The sequence below is a fragment of the Alteromonas sp. WD8-37 genome (assembly GCF_055326825.1).
In genome coordinates, this window is record NZ_JBUZOV010000001.1 from 342,771 (window position 1) to 362,423 (window position 19,653).

Below are 19,653 nucleotides of genomic sequence, written 5' to 3' on the forward strand. Positions count from 1 at the left end.
TTAACGGTGTTCCCCATGAAAGCGCCAGTATAGGCTACCTGATGCTGATTTGTCTTTAGTTATGCGATTAGCATATGCCATTGCCCGGCACTAACGTAAATTCCCAAACCAGTCACTGGCCCGGTGCAGCCAGTATTTGAGGTCGTGAGGCTCTTGCTGTTCCAATAATCGGTAGCCCACCTTGGGGATGACTTCTATTTGCCAGGGGTTGGGGCCCGGCAGGCTGGTGATTTCCTTGCGCAGGCGGCTGACCAGATGATTGATTAGATCTTCACTGACCACATTGTGTTTCCAGATTGCACGACGCATTTGTTCCCGTGTCACAATGCCTGACGGTGTGTCGATAAGCAGTGTCAGCAGCCGGGCGCATTGCGGGGATAAAACTTTCTTATCACCCTGGGGGTTACTCAGGGTACGTGTGGCTGGCTCATAATGCTGTGAGATAGGGTACATGGTGCGTGACCCCTGAATGTCATTTCTCTATAAGTATAGCAACCCTGCATATCTCATACTGAATAAAATGATATAAAAATGACATTTTTAATATAATATATTGCATAAACATGCACATATATTGTCAGGTATTCATCATGGTTTTGTCAGCGAGATTTTGCGTGGAAGGCGTACACTTATTATTGTCCGAGCACGCACGGTGCCGGGCTCACTGTGTACATATCAAACAACGCCGAAGGAAAATATTATGAACAAATGCAAAGTTCTGCCCATTAGCCTTGCGATGTTTGCATTGTCAGGTTTTGTAGGTACTGCGGTAGCTGAGAATTATCCGCGCTCCATGGAAAAAGATCTTATATCAATTTGCAAACACACTGCACTCAATGATCGCGCTGGCCTGCACCAGTCAATCAAACAGGTCACCCCAGGTAAAGCCTGGCCCGGTTCAACCTATCGGTTGATTAACAAAGGCTTGATGTGCAACGGCATGACAGTTGCGTCATTTGCACAATACTATGGTGCTGCAGATACATTGGCTGTATTTGAGCGCTACGATCGAAGCAGACAGCGTATTGAAATTAGAGATATCCAGGTTAGCAGAGTCCCTACAGAGGATATGGAAATTAAGGTATCCTTTGTGGCATCACGGTAATCCGTGTCGGCCACCTGCAACCATCACAACATGGACACGCGTCGCTGGTTTTATCAGCATCGCAGCGCAAAGGATGTGCTGACTGGCAGTTTGATATGCCATCAAGATGTGGCTTTACGCTACATAGCAAAGCAATTGCTTAAATTACAACAAAAGTAAACATTGCTAATCTAACATCTGCCGGCTTCGCGAGCCGACGCATGTTAGATTTTTTTTTACCTGATAAGCACCACCAGCACATGGTGAGACATTAGTAAAACACCAGGCCTGGTCAGCATCAGACATTAAGAATACGCACTGCCATTGGTCAGTAATGCTTTCGATTATTGAATTTTATCTACAGGCAGCTCTCTGGCCAACAGATCAACTCGCCAGCAGGAGCTTTTGTTAGCAGAAGCATTCCCCAGCAGAACCTCTCGTCAGCAGAACAAACAGCCGTCTTTGGCGCTCTGGCCGGTTCTTGCTGCTGCGCTGTCATTACGCGCCAATCAGATGTCGGTGACCAGGGGGAGGGGTCAGCTGGCAGCCTGTATAGTTGCTTCAGTCGGTATAGGCGGGCGCGTGTGACCTTTTTAGGCAAATTATTGATAATTTGCCTTTGGCTACAGCGTTAACTAGCTACGCAGACAACACTGCTTGAATTTTTTGCCACTTAAGCAAGGGCAGAGGTCATTGCGGCCAATTTTCACCGGGCCGGTGTCATCGTGGATCACGCCATCCTCATAGCGCCACTGCCCGTCTTCCTGCACAAAGGTGGAGGTTTCATGCAGCACTGCCGGCTTGGTGCGGTCGAAATAAAATGCCCAAAACTCTACCTGATCATCCGATAGCGCTTCTGTCCCGGCTTGAGCTTGCAATGCAAACCAGCGCGCACCCTGCGCTGAGTTGGCCAGCTCGGCCACAGTTAGGGCATTACGCCGCGCTGCTGAGTAGGTTTGTAACACATAATCAAAATCTGCCACGCAATAGGCAGTAAAACGGGAGCGCATCAGCGCCAGCGGCGTATTGGCCTGCGCTACGCCGCCCAATACCGGGGCACAGCATTGGGCAAAGCTTTCGCCGCTACAGCAATAACATTTCATAAGGCAAGCAGGTAAACAATTTGCGCCAGTGTACCTGATCTTACTGCTGGTCTCATCCTCAAACCCACCGGCTGCGAGCTGTGGGCTTTAACCTGCAACTACCAGGGCCCTACTACAATATTGCCCGGTGCGTCCGGCTCGATGGTCAGGTTAACCAGGTTCACCCCATGCAGGGCACTTAGCTCGCTCAGGCGTTGATGCTCGTTCGCCGTCAAACGCATATTTTCCACATAAATCACTTCGCACTGGCCACTCATTACAAGCTTGCTCAACCAGCTGCACAGTTGTGACGGGGCCGGCTTACGTAACCAGATTCCATGTTCCACGCCTTTGGTAAAGCCAATAGTATTGGCCACCAGATAACGCCAACCGCGGGCCTTGGGGGGCGGCTGAACTCCGCTATCTAACGGAAGGGGAAGCTGAAACTCATTGTGCGTGGACTGAAGCATGTGCAAATCCTGTTTGGCTATACAGTGGTTTATACAGTAGTACTGTATGTCTATACATGCAAGTGTTTTTTTTGCACAATTTTATCCCGTGTCTGCACGCTTATCTGCAGACAGGCAAAATTGACTGCACACTTTTTGTTCGCTTTGGCCGTACCTACAGCAAGTCAGTGCAGCAGGCTGAATCGATGTTTGATTTAGCCCGGCCTCGAGTAGAGGCAGAATCAGGCAGGTATGCTGCGCGGTACATAGAAAAGGAACCAAGCATGCTGATGACCGCATCACAGCGCCGTGCGCTGTTATTAAGTCTGCTTATTATCGGCCTGACGGTGGGGGCGGTAGGGATCATTTACTCCACCGAGCCCGAGGCCCCTAAAGATGGCGCCACCCGGAGCGGTGCTATGCCGGTAACGGTTGCCCGGGTACAGCCCGACAACTACACGCCGAGGATCCAGGTGATGGGGGAGGTGGTGCCCGCACGCCAGATAGCGTTGCGGCCCCGGGTGGCCGGGCGGGTCACTGAGGTTTCAGACGCCTTGATACCCGGTAATATCGTGCCAGAAGGGCAGTGGCTGATGCGGCTTGAAAAGGCTGATTATCAGTTGGCTGTGCGTCAGACCGAGGCCGAACTTGCCCGCGCTCAATCCCGCCTGGCAATTGAAATGGGGGAACAGGAACGGGCTAAAAAGGATCTGGCTGGCCTGCAGCGTGAAGTGCCGCAGATGAACCGTGCGCTGATTTTACGCCAGCCTCAGCTGCAACAGGCAAATGCTGATGTGCAAAGTGCGCAGGTTGCTATCGAGCAGGCTCAATTGGCACTGGATCGCACCACTATCAGAATGCCCTTTGAAGGCCAGATCCTGACTCAACAGGCAAATCTGGGCTCACAGTTGTCACCGGCTGATACTATTGCCACGCTGGTGGGGACCCAACGTTACTGGGTGCAGGCTCAGGTACCCGCTGCCCAGCTAAAATGGCTGCCGCGCGCTGATAGTGCCAGCCCGGTCACCGCCTCCATCACTCACGACCAGGCCTGGCCGGTCGGGGCAAATCGTACCGGTACCATTAAACAAACCATTGCCGCACTGGACCAGCAAACACGCATGGCCACAGTGCTTATCGAAGTGCTCGATCCGCTGGCCCGGTCAGCCGAAACCACAGATCTGCCGCTTATCGCCGGCAGTTATGTGCAGGTGGCGCTGCCCACCGCGGGCTTTGACGACGTTGTGCGGCTACCGGTAGCCTGGCTGCGCAAAGACGACACAGTATGGCTGGCCGATAATGAAGAACTTCGCATCGCCCGCGTAACAGTGGCATTTCGCAATGCCGATTATGTGTTTATCAAAAGCGGCCTGGCGGCCGGCGCACTGGTGATCACCACCAACCTGGCGGCCGTGCGTGACGGCGTTCCGGTGCGTATTACCGGCAACACGCCGACCACGGCAGAATCACCATGACCCGGCCCGGCCCAGACACTGCCAGCGGCTTTAGTCCCATTGCCTGGATGGCAGGTAATAGTATTGCTGCCAATCTTTTTATGTTGCTGCTTATCGGTGGCGGGATCCTAACCGCGTTCAGTGTGCAAAAAGAGGTGTATCCGGAGTTCGAGCTGGGGATTGTCGAGGTGGCAGTGGTTTACCCCGGAGCGGCGCCCGAAGAGGTGGAAAAAGGTATCCTGCAACCCATTGAACAGGCAGTGCGCAGCGTTCAGGGGATCCGCGAGATGACCTCCACCGCCCGCGAGGGCCGTGGTGCAGTGCAGCTGGAACTGGTGTCGGGGTTGGATCGCATGAAAGCGTTTCAGGACATCGACCAGGCTATTAACCGCATCCGCACGTTTCCGCTGGATGCCGAAGAACCCGAAGTGACCATGCAGGTACAACAGCGTGATGTAATGGAACTGGGCCTGTACGGCGATGTAGATATCTGGACATTGCGCAAGCTGGCCGAACAATTACGGGATAGGCTGTTCAGCGAGCCCACTATCTCGCAAGTAGAAATCGGCGGCGTGCCGGATTATGTCACCCATATTGAAATCTCTACTCAGCACCTGCGTCAGTACGGGCTAACGCTGGGCGAGGTGGCTCAACGCATCGAACAGGCTGCCCGGGATGTGCCGGCTGGTGAAATCAAAACCAATGAAGGCGAAATTTTACTGCGGGTAAAAGAGCGCAAGCAGTGGGCCGACGAGTTGGCCCTGATTCCCATCGTCACCAGCGCCACGGGTGCACGAGTGGCTTTGGGCGAGATTGCTACGCTCTATGATGGCTTTGAAGAAGCCGGCTTTCACTCGCTGTTTAATCGCCAACCCAGTGTTGAAATAGAAATTTTTCGTATTGGCCAGCAGTCGCCGCTGGAAATTGCCGAAACGGTGGAAGGCATATTGGCCGAATTGGACACCACGCTGCCGCCTGGTGTGCACTATCGTATCGACAGCAACCGCGCGGAGGATTTTAACGACCGGCTTTTTTTGTTACTGGATAACGGCTGGATGGCCATTGTGATTGTGTTAGTCATTCTTAGTCTGTTTTTGGAATACAAGCTGGCGTTTTGGATCATGATGGGAATGACCATCTCGTTTGTGGGCGGCATTTTGCTATTGCCCATGATCGGGGTCAGTATCAACATGATTTCAATGTTTGCGTTTTTGGTGGTGCTGGGCATTGTGGTGGACGATGCCATCGTGGTGGGCGAAAATATTTATGAGTATCAACAACAGGGCATGGATGGCTTAAGTGCCGCCATCAAAGGCGCGCAGGATATTGCCGCCCCGGTCACCTTTACCATCTTAACCACCATCGTCGCCTTTCTTCCCGTGATGTTTATGCCCGGCACCACCGGTTTATTCTGGTGGCCGCTACCGGCAGTGGTGATCACGGTGCTGGTGATCTCCTTGGTAGAAGCCTTGTTTATCTTACCGGCGCACCTGGCCCATACCCGGCCGCATTCCTCAGCCCCGCCTATGGGGATAGCCAAGATCAAAGCGGGCTTTGTCAACGGCCTGGAGCATTTCATCCATCAGCGCTACAAGCCATTACTACGCCGCTGTCTGGCACAGCGTTATCTGACCTTGCTGCTGGCACTGGCGTTATTGGTCATCACCGGCGCATTTGCTACCAGCGATCATCTTGGTGTGATTATGATGCCACGGGAGGCGGCCAACGAAATTGAAGCCGGGGTGCGGCTACCGGTGGGCACCACGGACGAAAAAGCCGCCGAGGTGGCTCAGAATATCACTGATGCCACTTACGCCATGTTCGAACGGGAAAATCTGTTCACAGTGGCCGAGGGCATCAAAACCAATGTGCGTGGTGAAAGCTTTATTGATGTGGAGATTGTGTTGCTTCCGCCGGACGAGCGCACCACCAGTGCTGCCGAGGTCATCGAATTGTGGCGTGATCAGATCGGCGATATCGAAGGCATTAATCAAATCACTTTTGAAGCCGAGCGTGGCCCTGGTGGCTGGCGCGATGATATCAGCGTGGATCTTAGCCATACCGACCTCACCGTACTGGGGCAGGCCAGTCAGCGTTTTGTGACCATGATGCGCGAATTTACCCAGACCCGCGATGTAAATGACAGCTACCGGCCGGGCAAAATGCAGGTGGATTTTACTCTGTTACCGGCCGCCGATGCGCTGGGACTGACCCCTGAATATGTGGGCCGCCAGGTACGTGATGCGTTTTATGGGGCAGTGGCGCTGCGCCAGTTGCGCGGTACCAATGAAGTGGAGGTGCGGGTAAAGCTGCCTCGGGCTGAGCGCGAGCAACAAAGCACGCTGGAAAATTTTATTCTGATTACTCCTGCTGGTCAGCAGGTGCCGCTGATGGATGTGGCGCGCCTGACGGAAAGTGAGTCGTACAGTTCGCTCGACCGGCGCGATGGCCGTCGGGTGATCACCGTGGGTATGAATGTGGAGCCGGCCGGCGCGGTGAATCAGGTGCTGGATGCTATTAATCAGGAGGTGTTGCCGCAGATGTTAGCAGACTACCCGGGCCTGACCTGGAGTTTTCGTGGCACCCAGGCGCAAATGCGCGAGTCTACCGCGACCCTGTGGACGGGGTTCTCGGTGGCCATGTTTGTGATTTACAGCTTGCTGGCCATCGCGTTTCGCAGCTATTCCCAGCCGCTGATTGTGATGCTGGCCATTCCCTTTGGTGCCATCGGCGCAGTGGCCGGGCACTTATTGTTTGGCTATGACTTATCCATCGTCAGTTTGATGGGGCTGGTAGCCTTGTCCGGGGTGGTGGTCAATGGTGCCCTGATCATGGTGGACTATGCCAACCGCAAAGCACGGGAACTGCCCGTCAACGAGGCCATTTTGCAGGCTGGCGTGCGCCGCTTTCGGCCCATCGCCCTGACCACCCTGACCACTTTCGGCGGCCTGACACCCATTATTTTAGAACAGTCACGGCAGGCGTATCAGCTGATCCCTATGGCGATTTCACTGGGTTTTGGCATCGTGTTCGCCACAGCGATTATGTCGATTATCGTGCCGTGCTTTTATTTGGTGCTAAACGATGTGCACCGGCTGTTTGGCACCGGCCGAGACTAACACGCTGTGAATTGGCCCGCCCAGATTACGCAAATGTAACCTTACTGCACTCAACTGGGTAGTGAGAGGCTGCGTATGGATAGGTGGATGATATAAGCAACCCCCTAATGGAGAAGGTTTTATGCGACTCAGCAAACATACGGCTCTGGCCTGTTTAATCGCCTTAGTAGGCGCGTGCTCGGTGGTGGGAAAAAGTGATGTGGCGCACGCACCGTATTCGACGCTGGCCAGCGATAGTGATCAGCAGATAGAGATTCGCCGCTATGAGTCGTTGGTGCTGGTCTCTACGGCGATGAGCGATGAGGATAATGATGCGGCGTTTAAGCGCTTATTCGATTATATCAGCGGCGCCAACCAGGGCAGTCGCGAAATCGCCATGACCGCGCCGGTGTTGATGAACCAGACTACAGCTACTTCCTCGAATATTAAAGTAGACGCCGCACCGACATTTATGCGCAGTACCCAGGGGCAGGGCGTGATGGCCTTTGTCATGCCGGCAGATTTTACAGTACAAGATACCCCGCAACCGGCTTCTGATGAGGTTTGGATCACCCCGCTGGAACAGGTCACCCTGGCAGCCATCCAATTTAGCGGCACCTTGAGTGATGAGAATATCAAAGAGCACACCGACAAGTTACGCAGCTGGTTGCAGAGCGAGGGTTATACCGTGCTTAGCCAGCCGATTACCGCAGCCTACAACGGGCCGATGACACTGCCGCCGATGCGCACTAATGAAGTGCTTATTGAAGTGGCCCCGAACCGTGAATAGGACCGCGAGTACGCAAGGCTATCAGCCCAGCTGCCTGATCTTTTTGCCTGGCCTGGCGATAATAATGATTTGACCAGGAGACGCATCATGGCCGGAGGCTGGGCAAAAGACGGCGCGGTGCAAGACCAAATCGATGCCAGTGTGGAAGATGCAGTAGCGCGCGCCAAACAAGGCATGCCTAAAGGTGAAAGTGCTACGCATTGTATTGAATGTGAGGCGCCTATTCCGGAAAAACGGCGGGTCGCCATGCCGGGTGTGCAGCTATGCATTGATTGTCAGAGTGAACTGGAAAAGCATTCCTCGTCCACCGGCGGTATCAATCGCCGCGCCAGTAAAGACAGTTTGCTGCGTTAATCTGCGCAGTGGCAGATGCCCTGATTAGAAAAGACAAGCTCACCATTTTTTACACATTGCTGCTTGTGTTGCCTGTCTTACTATGACCTACTGGCAGGTATCGGTTTTACCTCAAAAAATTACATTAAGGAAAATAATGAAGGTAACGATACGCATTGTATTGGCATTTTTACTGATTATCGGCGCACTGGCTTCTTACAGCTTCGGCCATAGCAGCGGAATGTTTGTATTTATCGTGCTGGGGCTGGCGCTGGAGTTTGGTTTCTGGCTGAATCTGTTTCCCATCAAACGCAAAAAATCAGCGCAAACTTCTTAGCCTTATTATGAGGAAAAAAGCCAGGAATCATGCTGAATACCTAGCTCTTTTTGCGATTTTTTAAAGCCACAAGGGGCTGTCCATAAGTTCACACGTTCAAATGTAAGTGTTTGTTGCAACATGCAAAAGTCTGCATGTATAGGCTGTCACTGGCCGCTGTTGGTGAACTAAAAGTTCAGCACAATTTTGCCGACATGTTTGCCTGCTGCCAGGCGTTCAAATGCGCGGCCGTAGTCAGTCCAGTCAAATTGCTGATCAATGAGCGGAGTCAGAGCATTGGCGGCATACGCCTGGCACAGTTGCGCCAACGTGGCCGTTGGGCCGGCGGCAATCCCACGGATTTGCGCATGGCTTTGCAGGATCTGCAACGGATTGATGCTGCCATCCTTGCCGCCCAGATAGCCAATCACATTGATTTGCCCGCCCGGTGCCAATGCCTGCAGTGACTGGCTCATGGTATTGGGGCCGCCTACTTCCACTACATGATCCACACCGGCACCATCGGTGAGCTGACGCACTTTGTCTGCCCACTGCGGAGTGTGCTGATAATTTAAGGTAGCGAAAGCGCCGTGTTGATTCGCCAGCGCACATTTATCGTCGCTGGATGACAACACAATCGCCGATGCGCCATGTAAGCGGGCGATCTGTAACGCAAACATCGAAACACCGCCGGTGCCCTGGATAAGCACATACTGGCCGCTGCGCAGATGGCCTTTGACTACCAGTGACTGCCAGGCTGTCACCGCCGCACAGGGCAGAGTGGCTGCCTGTGCATAAGATAAATGGGCGGGCATCATAACCACACCGGCAGCCGGCAGCACAATGTACTCGCTTAGCCAGCCATTGATGGGCCCGCCCACTGTACGAGCGCGGCTGGCCTCAGCCAGTTCGCCGGCCTGCCAGCCCTGCCAGAAGCTGCCAACCACCCGGTCTCCTTGCTGCAATCCGTCGACCTGCTCACCGCAGCGTACAACTTCTCCGGCACCGTCTGACAATGGCACCAGGCCAGGCGCAAAGCTTTCATGATATTGCCCGTTAAGTACCTCCCAATCGCGATAGTTAAGTGAGGCGGCATGCACCTTAATCAGCACCTCCCCGGGGCCGGGCTCGGGGAGGTCTGTGTCTGACAGGGTAAGCGAAGACACGCCATTAAAATCCGCTAAGGTGGCATGTTGCATAAGAAGCTCCTTAAAACCTAAAGGTATGCGTACGCGATATTATGGGGTTTGGGGCACATTGGCAGAGGGCCCAAACGTAAGTACAGTGTCATCCTGCTGTCTTAAATTGCCGCTAACCTTGTTACTCGTAACCTGTTCGGTTGCATTACAAAAACGATGACAACATGAAGGAAAATTATGAATATTCGGGGATTATTCGCGATTGGCCTGACGGGCCTGTTAGCAGGGGCCAATGCTCAAGCGCAACTGGCTAACGCCTATCTGGAAGACTGGAATGGCAATCAGCCGGCGCAGTGGACCACCATTGATAGCGGCTTCAGTCTTGCCCGCTCAACCAGCCTAGTGTACAGCGGCCAGTTTGCCGCGGCTATCACGCTGACCACCACCAACCAGAGTGACACCGATTTTCGTCAGAGCATGGCGGTGCAAGCCGGCCAGCAATACACGGTGAGTGTTTGGGTGTATCACACTGAGGGCAGCGCGGCTGCCCGCCTGTATGTAGATGGCTACCACAACTATTCTGATCCTAACCTGACAGGCCAGTGGCAGCAGTTAACTTACACCTACAGTGCGTCTGCCACCGGTGAGATTGAGGTGGGGCTGCGGTTTTATGATCAACCTGGCTTTGATGGTAGCGAAATAGTGTACATCGACAACTTCGCGCCGGCAGCAGAGCCGCCCGGATCAGGCTCCTGCCAGGCCACCCCCGGGCAGATGACACTGACCACCGATAATTATGGCAGTGAAACCAGCTGGGTGATTAAGGATAGCAACAATGTGACTAAGGCCAGTGGCCAGGATTATGCCAGCAACAGCCAGTACACCGAGTCTGTCTGCCTGGCAGCCGGCCAGTACACCCTGACCGTGTCAGACAGCTACGGCGATGGCATGTGCTGCTCATTTGGCAACGGCAGCTATTCGCTGCGCATAGATGGCACCGAGGTAGCCAGTGGTGGCCAGTTTGGTAGCAGTGAAAATACGCCGTTCTCGGTGGGAACAGGGTCCGGCAGCGGCACCAATCCGGATTATTATGCCAGTGCTGAGGGTAAAACCGGTTATGCACTAAAAACTGCCCTGTATGACATCATCAATAATCACACCGTAAAAAGTTATTCAGACCTGTGGGGTTTTTATCTTAGCGATAGCCTGGATACCTACGATGAACAAGACGCCACCATCTATGATATCTATTCAGAAAATGTAACCGGCAGCGACCCTTATACTTTTGTGCCAGGCAATGACCAGTGCGGCAATTACCGGGCCGAGGGCGATTGTTACAACCGTGAGCACAGTTTTCCGCGCAGCTGGTTTGGCGGGGCGATAGCCCCCATGAACACCGACATCCATCATGTGTTTGCCACTGACGGTTATGTCAACAGCCAGCGCAGCAGCTACCCGTATGGGGAGGTGGGCAGCAGTGTGTTTGTCTCTGGCAACGGCGCCAAACTGGGCAGCGCCCGCAATGGCTTAGGCTATGGCGGCACTGTATTTGAACCGGCAGATGCATTTAAAGGCGATGTGGCCCGCGCCTATTTTTACATGGCTACCCGCTATGAAAATATTATCGGTAGCTGGCAGTCACAATCCGGCTATGCGGATGCGGTGTTAGATGGTACCAGTAATCAGGTATTTGAACCCTGGCAGCGTGCGCTCTTACTGCAATGGCATAACCAGGATCCGGTAAGCCAGTTTGAGCGTGATCGCAACGATGCCGCCGAGCAATTCCAGGGCAACCGCAACCCGTTTATCGATAATCCGCAATGGGTGAGTGCTATCTGGGGTAACTAACGCAATCACTAACACTATCGCCTTAGTCAGAAGTCGCTGAAGCCACTGCCTGCTAAGGAATGAGTTAATCGTACACCGTAAAGACACACAGCTGTTCATTGGCGAGGCCTTTACGGTGTATTTCAGGAAAGCAACCCATCTACCGACAAATAACTCTCTTTCGGCTGCTTATTGATCACCCAACGGCAAGCTACATAAAGGGCATACAGACTGTTTGGTAAAAAAGCTGCGCACCGATAGCATGGCAAAATAAACCGGTAGCAAATACCAAAACGGGCTGATGGTGTGGGTGTCCAGTGGCATGCCGTATTTGCTGGCTAAGTATTGCTCTGTTGGCGAGGGCAGAATGGCCAGCTGGGCAGTGAAAATGGCAGCCACGCTGATCACTGTCAGCATGGCAAATAAAACAAAATGGCCGCGTTTGCCGGTGGGGCCGACATGGCGCTGACAGCCGCTGCAAAATTGTGAGTGGGACATGGGGCATTCCTTAATATACCTGAGGACCCATTAAGATATAGCGGTTGTGTGTACGGCCCGTCTAATCTGACGGGTAGGAATTGCAGTATGAAAAGACAGCCGGCCGGGTATGAAAAAGCGTAGCAATGGCCACATTCTAAACCGTGTTTGGTCAGCGTAGCGGTATAATCCAGCCCAACATATTGTGAAGCCGGGCCCGCGCCCCCATGCTGCATGCACACGCATTGTAAAGGAGCACTTAAGATGAGCCGCCATTTTGACCAGGCCGAGGGCCTGCACGAACAAAAAGATCCCGCCACCAACGGCTATGTGTTTAATCAAACTATGTTGCGGATTGCTGACCCGGCCCGCTCGCTGGATTTTTATACCCGGGTTCTGGGCATGACCCTGCTTAAGCGGCTGGATTTTGCTGAGATGAAATTCAGCCTGTACTTTTTAACTCACGGCGAAGATTTCACCGATATCAGCGGTGATGAGGCGACCCGCACCCGGCAAACTTTTGGCCGGCCGGCCATGCTGGAGCTTACCCACAACTGGGATGATACACCCGAGACAGCCGATTATCACAGTGGTAACAGCGAGCCCAAAGGCTTTGGTCATATTGGCTTTCATGTGCCGGACACTGATGCTGCCTGCGCCCGGTTTGAAGAGCTGGGCGTGGACTTTCAAAAACGCCCCAATGACGGTTCAATGAAAGGCATTGCCTTTATCAAAGATCCAGACGGTTACTGGATTGAGATATTCAGTGCCGATGAGGTTCATAAGGTGTGCCAGCCGCATCTCAAATAAGTCACTCTGTAAAGCCAGCCTTTGTCGTTGGCTTTTTTTATGCCATAGAAAAAATAGTCGTGCCTGGGCATAAATACAGTGAGCGATAGCCTGCGCTTTTATGTACATTATGGCAGCGACAAAGAATATTTTTTCTGTTTGCACTGTGAACAGGGCATACCCAAAAAAGGAAAGTGATCATGCTGGTGGATGGGATGTTTATTGCAGCAGCGTTGGGCCTGCTGTTTGTCGGCGCTGAAAGCCTGGTCCGCGGCAGTGAAGCACTGGCCGGCAAAGCCGGTTTAAGCCCGCTGGCCATTGGCCTGACCGTGGTCGCCTTTGGTACCAGTTCACCCGAGCTGGTGGTAAGTATTCAATCCGGCCTGGATGGTCAGGGCGACATTGCGCTGGGCAATGTGGTGGGCTCAAACATTTTCAATATCGCGGTGATTTTAGGCTTAACTGCGCTAATCTGCCCGATTCCGGTTCATCATCAAATTTTGAAGCTAGATGGCCCGCTGTGCCTTGGCATTACCTTGTTGCTGGTGTTGCTGTTAAGCGATCAGTTTTTAGGCCGTGCTGAGGGGGTATTGTTGCTGGCCGGCATTATCGGTTATACCTGGTTCAACCTGCGTGCGGCACGACGCGAAACTACCGCTGAGACGGATCTCACAGCCTCTGTGGATGCTGAACCTACAGCTAAACCTGCTGCCTGGAGCAAAAGCCTGATATTGATTGTGGCCGGGCTGGCGGCGCTGGTATTAGGCTCGCACTGGCTGGTAAAGCATGCGGTGAGCCTGGCCACGCAATGGGGCGTGAGTGAGGCGGTCATCGGGTTGACCATCATTGCCGCCGGCACCAGTATGCCGGAACTGGCCACCTCGGTGATGGCTGCGTGGCGACGCCAGCCGGATATTGCCATTGGCAATGTGGTGGGCTCGAATGTGTTTAATATATTGGGTATTTTGGGGGTATCGTCGCTGATCACCCCGCTCAGTGCAGGCAATATTACCATGCTGGACTATGCTGCCATGATCTTTTTTGCTGTAGCCTTGCTGCCCTTACTGTACAGCGGGCGGCGCTTGAGCCGTATTGAAGGCGGGTTGTTGTTGGCCTTGTATGCAGGCTATCTGGCGTTACTGTGGCCTGCCTAGGCTACAGCAGCAGCGGTGTATCAATGGGCACAAAGCGGGTGCTGGCGTTGACCAGTGCTGCAGCAGTGAGCTGGGGAACACCATACACTTCCACTTCAGTGGCATGGGCCTGACGTAGCTTATCAGCCAGCAAGGCAAAATCGCCGTCACCGGAAACCAGCACCGCCACATCGGCGTGCTGGCCGTATTCAATAGCATCCAGCGTGATCCCCACATCCCAGTCGCCCTTGGCCGAGCCGTCGGCACGCTGAATAAAGGGTTTTAAGCGCACTTCAAAGCCGATGGCGCGCAAGATATTTTGAAACTCTTGCTGCTTCTGACTACCCCGGTCGGTGGCATACGCCACCGCCTTGACCACCTCGCGGCCACCTGTGGCTTGCTGCCAGAAGCGATTGTAATCAAAATTACGCCGGTATGCCTGGCGGGTGGTGTAATACACATTTTGCACATCCACAAACAGTGCGACCGTTTGCATAACACCCCCTTGGGTCAGTTGAGTTTACGGTTAATTGCCCAATGCTTCGGCGGTGCGGGCAGGCTGGCTGGCCAGATACATCAACAGCCAGATCCCAATGCCGCCGCCGGCCAGGGCCAGCCCCACCCAGCCGGTGGCGCCATAGCCATAACCAGCTGACAAGGCCAGCCCGGCCAGCCAGGGCCCAAGCGCATTAGCGGTGTTGAAGGCCGCGTGGTTCATCGCGCCAGCCAGGGTCTGGGCATCGCCTGCCACGTCCATCAGGCGGGTTTGCAAGGGCACTACCATACCACCGCCCATGCCGATACAAAACAATGAAACGGTCATCATCACCACATTGCCGATAGACATAGCATAAGCTGCTGCCGACAGCCCCAGCAGGATCTGAAAAGCCAGCGCGGTGCGCATTAGCCGGCCTTCACTGATGCGCCCGGCTATAATATTACCCAGCGTCACCCCAATGCCATAAATTAACAGGACGACTGACACCCCCCATTCGGGGGCGTTAGCGGTATTTAAATAGGCCGCACTGAAATACGAATACACCGAGAACATGCCGCCAAAGCCGATGGCCCCCATGATCAACACCAGCCAGATGTGTTTATTTTTCATGGCCTTGATTTCACGCATGGGGCGGGCATTGGGATCGGGGCCGCGGTAAGGCGCTACTTTAAATACCATCAGGGCGGTGATGAGAGCGCCCAGAGCAATCAGAAAAAAGCCGGTGCGCCAGCCAAATAACTGGCCAATCCCACTGATGGCCGGTACCCCGATAATATTGGCGATGGCCAGGCCCAGGATCACATTGCTCACTGCCTGCGCGCGTTTACGGTGGCCGGCAATATCGGCCACAAACAACATGGCGATACCAAAATACGCACCATGGGGCAGGCCGGCCACAAAGCGCGCCACATTCATGCTCCAGTCAGACCAGGCCAGCGCAGTAAATAAATTGCCTGCAGCATAAAAAATCATGGTGGCGATCAACATGGTTCGTCGGGCCACACCGGAACATAGAATAGTAATGAGCGGCGCACCCACCACGACGCCCAGCGCATAGGCACTAATGGCATAGCCGGCGGTTTCTTCGGAAATAGCAAAGTCGGCGGCAAAGTATGGTAGCAAGCCCATGGCGGCAAATTCACTGCAGCCAATCATAAAGGTGCCAAAGGCCAGCCAAAATGTAATCAGCCGTAGCGAAGGAGCAGTGTCGGACGCCACCGCAGAAGCAGAAGAATGTTGCATGCACGCACCTTGTTTGATGAAAAAGAACGGTTAGCTCACCCGCGTTAGGGCGGTAGTGAAATAACCAGAAAAAAATCGCTGCACAGGATGTGCAAACCGCCATAATACAGGGAATAACAAGCGCTTGCCGTTAATTCGGTGTGAACACTTCGTTGCAGTTGTTGAGTGAAAATTAACCGCGGCGGCGGCTTGCAGCAGGTTGCATGGCGGCCAGTAATTTGTCTTTGCGCAACCACATTAGTACCGCGCCGATGGCCCAGTACCACAGCGGATCGTCAAACCAGGTTTTTTGTGCCCAGCTAAAATGCAGCAGAATCAGTGCCAGCGCAGCGTAAACCCCATTATGCAATTGCTGCCAGCGCCGGCCCATGCGTTTTTGCAGTGCAGCAAACGAGGTCACCGCCAGCAGCGCTAACAAAAGCAGGGCGCTGAAGCCGACAGTGATATAGGGGCGTTCAATGATTTCATTGCCAATCTGCGGCCAGTTGAGCTGCAGGTCAAACACGATGTAGGTTGAAAAGTGGGCCAGGCCATAAAAAAAGGCATACAGGCCCAGCATCCGGCGAAGTTTCATTAAGTCCGGGCAGGGCAACAGGCGGGCGGCGGGAGCTATCAGCAGGGTGATCATTAACACCTGCAATCCGTGCAGCCCGGTAAATGTGAGCAACACCGAGACCGGCTCAGCCCCCAGCTGGCCGAGCACACCCTGATAAAACTGCAGCGCCAGCAAGCCGGTAAGCATCAGGTGCAACGCAGTTTTTAGCCAAAATAAGGCCCGCGCGCTTAGGCGCGCCGGTTTTTTTAATAATCGCTGCATCTTCAATACTGCCGGGTCAGATCCATGCCCTTGTACAAGGGCGCCACTTCGTTGTAGCCGTTGAACAGCTGGGTCTCAATGCGGTTGGTTGCAAACAGGCCGCTGCCGGTAATGCGTTTTTCACTGGCCTGGCTCCAACGCGGGTGATCAACCTGCGGATTCACATTGGCATAAAAGCCGTATTCCTGCGGCGCCAGCCGGTTCCAGGTGGTGGGCGGCTCTTTATCAGTCAGGGTAATCTTGACGATGGATTTGATGCTCTTAAAGCCATACTTCCACGGCACTACCAACCGAATGGGCGCACCGTTTTGATTGGGTAAAGTTTTGCCGTACAGGCCCACCGCCATCAGGGTCAGCGGGTGCATGGCTTCATCTAAGCGCAGTCCTTCTACATACGGATAGTCCACGCCGCCACCCACAAACCGGCTGCGCTGGCCGCGCATCTGTTTGGGGGCGTACAAGGTTTCAAACGCCACATAACGCGCGCTCGATAAGGGCCGGGCCTGTTTTAATAAGGCTTGCAACTCAAATCCTGCCCAGGGGATGACCATTGACCAGGCTTCCACACAGCGCAGCCGGTAAATACGCTCCTGCAGCGGATAGCGGGCGGTAAGCGCTGCATGGTCCAGCTTGAACGGCTTTTCCACCAGACCATCTACGGTAAGTGTCCAGGGCTCGGTTTGCATATTATGAGCATACTCGGCCGGGTCATCCTTGCCGGTGCCAAACTCATAAAAGTTGTTATAGGACGAGACACTGGCGTACGGGGTTTGTTTTTCATCTGTACTAAACTGCCCGGCGGGGGAAAAGGACAGCGGCTCGCGCGGCGTCACCTCGTTGTCATCCTTGCCAAACCAGTCGATGGCGCTGGCCGGGCCGGCCAGTAAGGAACCGGCGCCCACAAAACCCAGTTTTTTGAGTAACTGGCGGCGTTGGCGATATACCGCTTCATCGGTGACATCGTTTTCGGTGAGTCGGACCGAAGGCCGAAATGATTTACCCATACTGCGCCCCTTTGTGCGTGTTTTTACGCCGTTTAAAACCCGGCCCGACCGGGCAGGGCTTGTGACGGTTGCTACGAATAAGACCGGCAAAAGAGCGAAAAATTGGCACGGATGACAAATCTTTCATGCGTGCCGGCAGCGGGTCACCCGTGTTTGGGTATAAACAGCGACGAGTATAATTTGGCCGCAAACTCATCGGTCATGCCTGAGATATAGTCTGCAATCACCCGGTAGCCTTTATCTTCCTGGCTGGCTTGCTGCCAGCGGCTGCGGGTATTGTGCGGCAGTAAGCGCAAGGGATCACTGGCGATGGCTTCAAATAACTCCATCACCATCTGCTGACCCTTATATTCCAGTCTTTGTACACCGGCTTGTTGAATCACCTGCTGATACACAAAGTGTTTAAACATGGCCAGCGCCGCACTGTGGGCTTCTGGCAGGCGGGCCTGAAAGCGCAGCAGCGGATGGTCAAAGGTGTCATTTTCAGTCACATCAATGGCGGTAATAAAACAGTTCACCAGCGCCCCGATGGCATTTTTACGCTCATGGGCAGCCGGGCTGAACAGACGCTGGGCCAGGTCCTCAGCCTGTGCAGATAACCAGGGTACTTCAAGCTGCTGTAGCGGCCGTGCCAGTTGTTCGATAAACAACGGCTTGTCCACCATGTCCATCACGATGGCATCTTCTAAGTCGTGGATGCCATAGGCAATGTCGTCAGCCAGCTCCATAATGGTGCAATCAAAGGATTTGTGCCGGGTTTTGCTGTGGCGGGTATCGCTGCGGTCAAACTGCATCAGGGTGTCCACCTCGGAGCTGCTAAACGGCTCCAGAAGCCAGTCAAAATACGGCTGGTCGCAGCGAAATAAGCCCTTAGGCGGATGCCAGTCGGCAGATTTGACCTGGCGCAGTGAGGAGGGGATCTGGCCGTGACAAGCCGGGTTGGTCAGGGCATCAATAAATTGCGGGTACTTCACCAGCCCCAACACGCTGCGCCGGGCCAGATTCATGCCATGCTCCGCGGTGTAGGGCTCCAGTTGGGTAACAATGCGAAATGTCTGGCCATTACCTTCAAAACCGCCATGCTCGTGCATCATAAAATGCAGCGCCACTTCGCCACCGTGGCCAAATGGCGGATGGCCGATATCATGAGCCAGGCACAGGGTTTCAATCAAGCTGGCATCCAACAGGCCGGCGCTATTGAGAGCCGGATAGGTACGGGCCAGTTGCGCAGTGATCCCCGAGCCAATCTGCGCGGCTTCTAACGAATGGGTGAGGCGGGTGCGGTAAAAATCACTTAATCCCACTCCCAGCACCTGAGTCTTGGCTTGCAAGCGGCGAAACGCCGCCGAGTGCAGTACGCGGGCTTTGTCGCGCTGAAAACACGATCGGTGGTCGCCATCTCTGGGTTCGCTACGGGGCAGGTGACGGGCCTGCCAGGCCTCTTGCCAGTCAGGCTGGCTTAGTGTTGCTAATGGCATTACTGCTCTCCTGCCGGGTCGGCTGGCCCGGCGGCATCAAATTCGTCTTGGGTGATTTCGTCCAGGCTTAATGAAAAGCTTGGGACGTAGCGGGAAATAAAATAATCCACTTCCGGTGAGTGGTAGGCACTCAGTAATTTGTCCAGGCGCTTTTTGGCTAACAAAAACTCGCGGTTGCCGGCATTCAGCTCTTCTAAGGTTTTCAGATAAGCGCACAGTACATCGGCGGCCTTGACCAAAAAGGCCTCATCAGCGCTGTGCTGGTGGCTATCAATCAGCGCGGCATAATCTTCACGCAGAGCTTCAGGAGCCATATCAATAAGTTTTTGCTCAGCGATTTTTTCAATCTTTTTATATTCACTAGCAATATTGGCATTGTAGTATTTGACCGGGGTGGGAAGATCGCCGGTTAGCACCTCGGAGACATCATGAAACAAGGCAATGGTGGCCACCCGCTCAGGATTGACCTGGCCGTCATAAAAACGATTTTTAATCAAAGCCAGGGCATGGGCCACCATGGCCACCTGCAGGCTGTGCTCCTGCACATTTTCATTGCGCACATTGTGCATCAGCGGCCAGCGATTGATGAGCTTCATGCGGGCCAGGTGTGCAAAAAAATGGCTTTTATCAGACATAACCCGC

Annotated in this window: 20 protein-coding genes; 9 read left to right on the plus strand and 11 right to left on the minus strand. The window is 53.9% G+C overall.

Translation table 11 applies throughout. The annotated features are described in order from the left end of the window. Positions 1 to 90 precede the first annotated feature (90 nt). Positions 91 to 453 carry a winged helix-turn-helix domain-containing protein gene (locus ACTUJZ_RS01605; RefSeq protein ID WP_463634510.1) on the minus strand — a complete coding sequence of 121 codons (363 nt, stop codon included), beginning with the start codon at positions 451 to 453 and terminating at the stop codon, positions 91 to 93. Between the two features lie 247 nt (positions 454 to 700). Here ACTUJZ_RS01605 and ACTUJZ_RS01610 point away from each other — a divergent pair, with 247 nt between their 5' ends. Next, the gene (locus ACTUJZ_RS01610) at positions 701 to 1,105 is read left to right on the plus strand and encodes a hypothetical protein (protein ID WP_463634511.1); all 405 of its coding nucleotides are present in this window, start codon (positions 701 to 703) and stop codon (positions 1,103 to 1,105) included. 614 nt (positions 1,106 to 1,719) lie between these two features. Here ACTUJZ_RS01610 and ACTUJZ_RS01615 read toward each other — a convergent pair. Together ACTUJZ_RS01615 and ACTUJZ_RS01620 are read right to left on the minus strand one after the other, a co-directional pair. Then, positions 1,720 to 2,187, minus strand: coding sequence for a YchJ family protein (locus tag ACTUJZ_RS01615; protein WP_463634512.1), 468 nt, complete (start codon positions 2,185 to 2,187; stop codon positions 1,720 to 1,722). 98 nt (positions 2,188 to 2,285) lie between these two features. Beyond that, the gene (locus ACTUJZ_RS01620) at positions 2,286 to 2,636 is read right to left on the minus strand and encodes a hypothetical protein (RefSeq protein ID WP_463634513.1); all 351 of its coding nucleotides are present in this window, start codon (positions 2,634 to 2,636) and stop codon (positions 2,286 to 2,288) included. A 263-nt stretch (positions 2,637 to 2,899) separates the two neighbouring features. On the opposite strand from ACTUJZ_RS01620, the gene ACTUJZ_RS01625 reads away from it, so the two are divergent. The 5 genes from ACTUJZ_RS01625 to ACTUJZ_RS01645 all read left to right on the plus strand — a co-directional run bounded on the left by ACTUJZ_RS01625 (position 2,900) and on the right by ACTUJZ_RS01645 (position 8,627). Beyond that, positions 2,900 to 4,090: an efflux RND transporter periplasmic adaptor subunit gene (locus tag ACTUJZ_RS01625; protein ID WP_463634514.1), complete on the plus strand. Its 1,191-nt coding sequence runs from the start codon at positions 2,900 to 2,902 to the stop codon at positions 4,088 to 4,090. Next, positions 4,087 to 7,188 (plus strand): efflux RND transporter permease subunit, encoded by a 3,102-nt coding sequence (locus ACTUJZ_RS01630; RefSeq protein ID WP_463634515.1) that lies wholly within the window; start codon positions 4,087 to 4,089, stop codon positions 7,186 to 7,188. Before ACTUJZ_RS01625 ends, ACTUJZ_RS01630 begins: the two co-directional genes overlap by 4 nt. A 121-nt stretch (positions 7,189 to 7,309) precedes the next feature. Then, positions 7,310 to 7,957 (plus strand): SOUL family heme-binding protein, encoded by a 648-nt coding sequence (locus ACTUJZ_RS01635; protein ID WP_463634516.1) that lies wholly within the window; start codon positions 7,310 to 7,312, stop codon positions 7,955 to 7,957. A gap of 87 nt (positions 7,958 to 8,044) precedes the next feature. Further along, positions 8,045 to 8,311 (plus strand): DksA/TraR family C4-type zinc finger protein, encoded by a 267-nt coding sequence (locus ACTUJZ_RS01640; RefSeq protein WP_463634517.1) that lies wholly within the window; start codon positions 8,045 to 8,047, stop codon positions 8,309 to 8,311. A gap of 136 nt (positions 8,312 to 8,447) precedes the next feature. Further along, positions 8,448 to 8,627, plus strand: a complete 180-nt coding sequence (locus tag ACTUJZ_RS01645; protein ID WP_463634518.1) for a hypothetical protein — start codon at positions 8,448 to 8,450, stop codon at positions 8,625 to 8,627. A gap of 167 nt (positions 8,628 to 8,794) precedes the next feature. Here ACTUJZ_RS01645 and ACTUJZ_RS01650 read toward each other — a convergent pair whose 3' ends face one another. Further along, positions 8,795 to 9,805 (minus strand): zinc-dependent alcohol dehydrogenase family protein, encoded by a 1,011-nt coding sequence (locus ACTUJZ_RS01650; RefSeq protein ID WP_463634519.1) that lies wholly within the window; start codon positions 9,803 to 9,805, stop codon positions 8,795 to 8,797. A 177-nt stretch (positions 9,806 to 9,982) separates the two neighbouring features. On the opposite strand from ACTUJZ_RS01650, the gene ACTUJZ_RS01655 reads away from it, so the two are divergent. Beyond that, entirely contained in the window at positions 9,983 to 11,593 is a 1,611-nt protein-coding gene (locus ACTUJZ_RS01655) for an endonuclease (protein ID WP_463634520.1), read from the plus strand. Positions 11,594 to 11,761: 168 nt separating this feature from the next. Here ACTUJZ_RS01655 and ACTUJZ_RS01660 read toward each other — a convergent pair whose 3' ends face one another. Then, on the minus strand, positions 11,762 to 12,070 hold the full coding sequence (locus tag ACTUJZ_RS01660; RefSeq protein WP_463634521.1) for a hypothetical protein: 309 nt from the start codon (positions 12,068 to 12,070) through the stop codon (positions 11,762 to 11,764). A gap of 243 nt (positions 12,071 to 12,313) precedes the next feature. Between ACTUJZ_RS01660 and gloA the strand changes: the two genes are divergently transcribed. Beyond that, complete coding sequence (gene gloA / locus ACTUJZ_RS01665; RefSeq protein WP_463634522.1) at positions 12,314 to 12,859, plus strand: lactoylglutathione lyase; 546 nt, start codon at positions 12,314 to 12,316, stop codon at positions 12,857 to 12,859. Between the two features lie 179 nt (positions 12,860 to 13,038). Continuing rightward, complete coding sequence (locus tag ACTUJZ_RS01670; protein WP_463634523.1) at positions 13,039 to 13,992, plus strand: calcium/sodium antiporter; 954 nt, start codon at positions 13,039 to 13,041, stop codon at positions 13,990 to 13,992. A 1-nt stretch (position 13,993) separates the two neighbouring features. Here the strand turns inward: ACTUJZ_RS01670 and ACTUJZ_RS01675 are convergent, their stop codons facing one another. The 6 genes from ACTUJZ_RS01675 to yfbR form a co-directional block, all read right to left on the minus strand. After that, entirely contained in the window at positions 13,994 to 14,467 is a 474-nt protein-coding gene (locus ACTUJZ_RS01675) for an NYN domain-containing protein (protein ID WP_463634524.1), read from the minus strand. Positions 14,468 to 14,497: 30 nt separating this feature from the next. Further along, positions 14,498 to 15,712, minus strand: coding sequence for an MFS transporter (locus ACTUJZ_RS01680; RefSeq protein ID WP_463634525.1), 1,215 nt, complete (start codon positions 15,710 to 15,712; stop codon positions 14,498 to 14,500). Positions 15,713 to 15,884: 172 nt separating this feature from the next. Further along, positions 15,885 to 16,529 carry a protein-methionine-sulfoxide reductase heme-binding subunit MsrQ gene (locus ACTUJZ_RS01685; protein WP_463634526.1) on the minus strand — a complete coding sequence of 215 codons (645 nt, stop codon included), beginning with the start codon at positions 16,527 to 16,529 and terminating at the stop codon, positions 15,885 to 15,887. Positions 16,530 to 16,531: 2 nt separating this feature from the next. After that, entirely contained in the window at positions 16,532 to 17,533 is a 1,002-nt protein-coding gene (gene msrP, locus ACTUJZ_RS01690; RefSeq protein ID WP_463634527.1) for a protein-methionine-sulfoxide reductase catalytic subunit MsrP, read from the minus strand. A gap of 143 nt (positions 17,534 to 17,676) precedes the next feature. Continuing rightward, entirely contained in the window at positions 17,677 to 19,011 is a 1,335-nt protein-coding gene (locus ACTUJZ_RS01695; protein WP_463634528.1) for an anti-phage deoxyguanosine triphosphatase, read from the minus strand. Next, entirely contained in the window at positions 19,011 to 19,646 is a 636-nt protein-coding gene (gene yfbR / locus ACTUJZ_RS01700) for a 5'-deoxynucleotidase (RefSeq protein WP_463634529.1), read from the minus strand. Before yfbR ends, ACTUJZ_RS01695 begins: the two co-directional genes overlap by 1 nt. Positions 19,647 to 19,653 lie beyond the last annotated feature (7 nt).

Bases quoted from the DNA above. Each gene is read 5' to 3' on its own strand.
- ACTUJZ_RS01605 (WP_463634510.1), bottom strand. From the start codon at position 453: ATGTACCCTATCTCACAGCATTATGAGCCAGCCACACGTACCCTGAGT.
- ACTUJZ_RS01610 (WP_463634511.1), top strand. From the start codon at position 701: ATGAACAAATGCAAAGTTCTGCCCATTAGCCTTGCGATGTTTGCATTG.
- ACTUJZ_RS01615 (WP_463634512.1), bottom strand. From the start codon at position 2,187: ATGAAATGTTATTGCTGTAGCGGCGAAAGCTTTGCCCAATGCTGTGCC.
- ACTUJZ_RS01620 (WP_463634513.1), bottom strand. From the start codon at position 2,636: ATGCTTCAGTCCACGCACAATGAGTTTCAGCTTCCCCTTCCGTTAGAT.
- ACTUJZ_RS01625 (WP_463634514.1), top strand. From the start codon at position 2,900: ATGCTGATGACCGCATCACAGCGCCGTGCGCTGTTATTAAGTCTGCTT.
- ACTUJZ_RS01630 (WP_463634515.1), top strand. From the start codon at position 4,087: ATGACCCGGCCCGGCCCAGACACTGCCAGCGGCTTTAGTCCCATTGCC.
- ACTUJZ_RS01635 (WP_463634516.1), top strand. From the start codon at position 7,310: ATGCGACTCAGCAAACATACGGCTCTGGCCTGTTTAATCGCCTTAGTA.
- ACTUJZ_RS01640 (WP_463634517.1), top strand. From the start codon at position 8,045: ATGGCCGGAGGCTGGGCAAAAGACGGCGCGGTGCAAGACCAAATCGAT.
- ACTUJZ_RS01645 (WP_463634518.1), top strand. From the start codon at position 8,448: ATGAAGGTAACGATACGCATTGTATTGGCATTTTTACTGATTATCGGC.
- ACTUJZ_RS01650 (WP_463634519.1), bottom strand. From the start codon at position 9,805: ATGCAACATGCCACCTTAGCGGATTTTAATGGCGTGTCTTCGCTTACC.
- ACTUJZ_RS01655 (WP_463634520.1), top strand. From the start codon at position 9,983: ATGAATATTCGGGGATTATTCGCGATTGGCCTGACGGGCCTGTTAGCA.
- ACTUJZ_RS01660 (WP_463634521.1), bottom strand. From the start codon at position 12,070: ATGTCCCACTCACAATTTTGCAGCGGCTGTCAGCGCCATGTCGGCCCC.
- gloA (WP_463634522.1), top strand. From the start codon at position 12,314: ATGAGCCGCCATTTTGACCAGGCCGAGGGCCTGCACGAACAAAAAGAT.
- ACTUJZ_RS01670 (WP_463634523.1), top strand. From the start codon at position 13,039: ATGCTGGTGGATGGGATGTTTATTGCAGCAGCGTTGGGCCTGCTGTTT.
- ACTUJZ_RS01675 (WP_463634524.1), bottom strand. From the start codon at position 14,467: ATGCAAACGGTCGCACTGTTTGTGGATGTGCAAAATGTGTATTACACC.
- ACTUJZ_RS01680 (WP_463634525.1), bottom strand. From the start codon at position 15,712: ATGCAACATTCTTCTGCTTCTGCGGTGGCGTCCGACACTGCTCCTTCG.
- ACTUJZ_RS01685 (WP_463634526.1), bottom strand. From the start codon at position 16,529: ATGCAGCGATTATTAAAAAAACCGGCGCGCCTAAGCGCGCGGGCCTTA.
- msrP (WP_463634527.1), bottom strand. From the start codon at position 17,533: ATGGGTAAATCATTTCGGCCTTCGGTCCGACTCACCGAAAACGATGTC.
- ACTUJZ_RS01695 (WP_463634528.1), bottom strand. From the start codon at position 19,011: ATGCCATTAGCAACACTAAGCCAGCCTGACTGGCAAGAGGCCTGGCAG.
- yfbR (WP_463634529.1), bottom strand. From the start codon at position 19,646: ATGTCTGATAAAAGCCATTTTTTTGCACACCTGGCCCGCATGAAGCTC.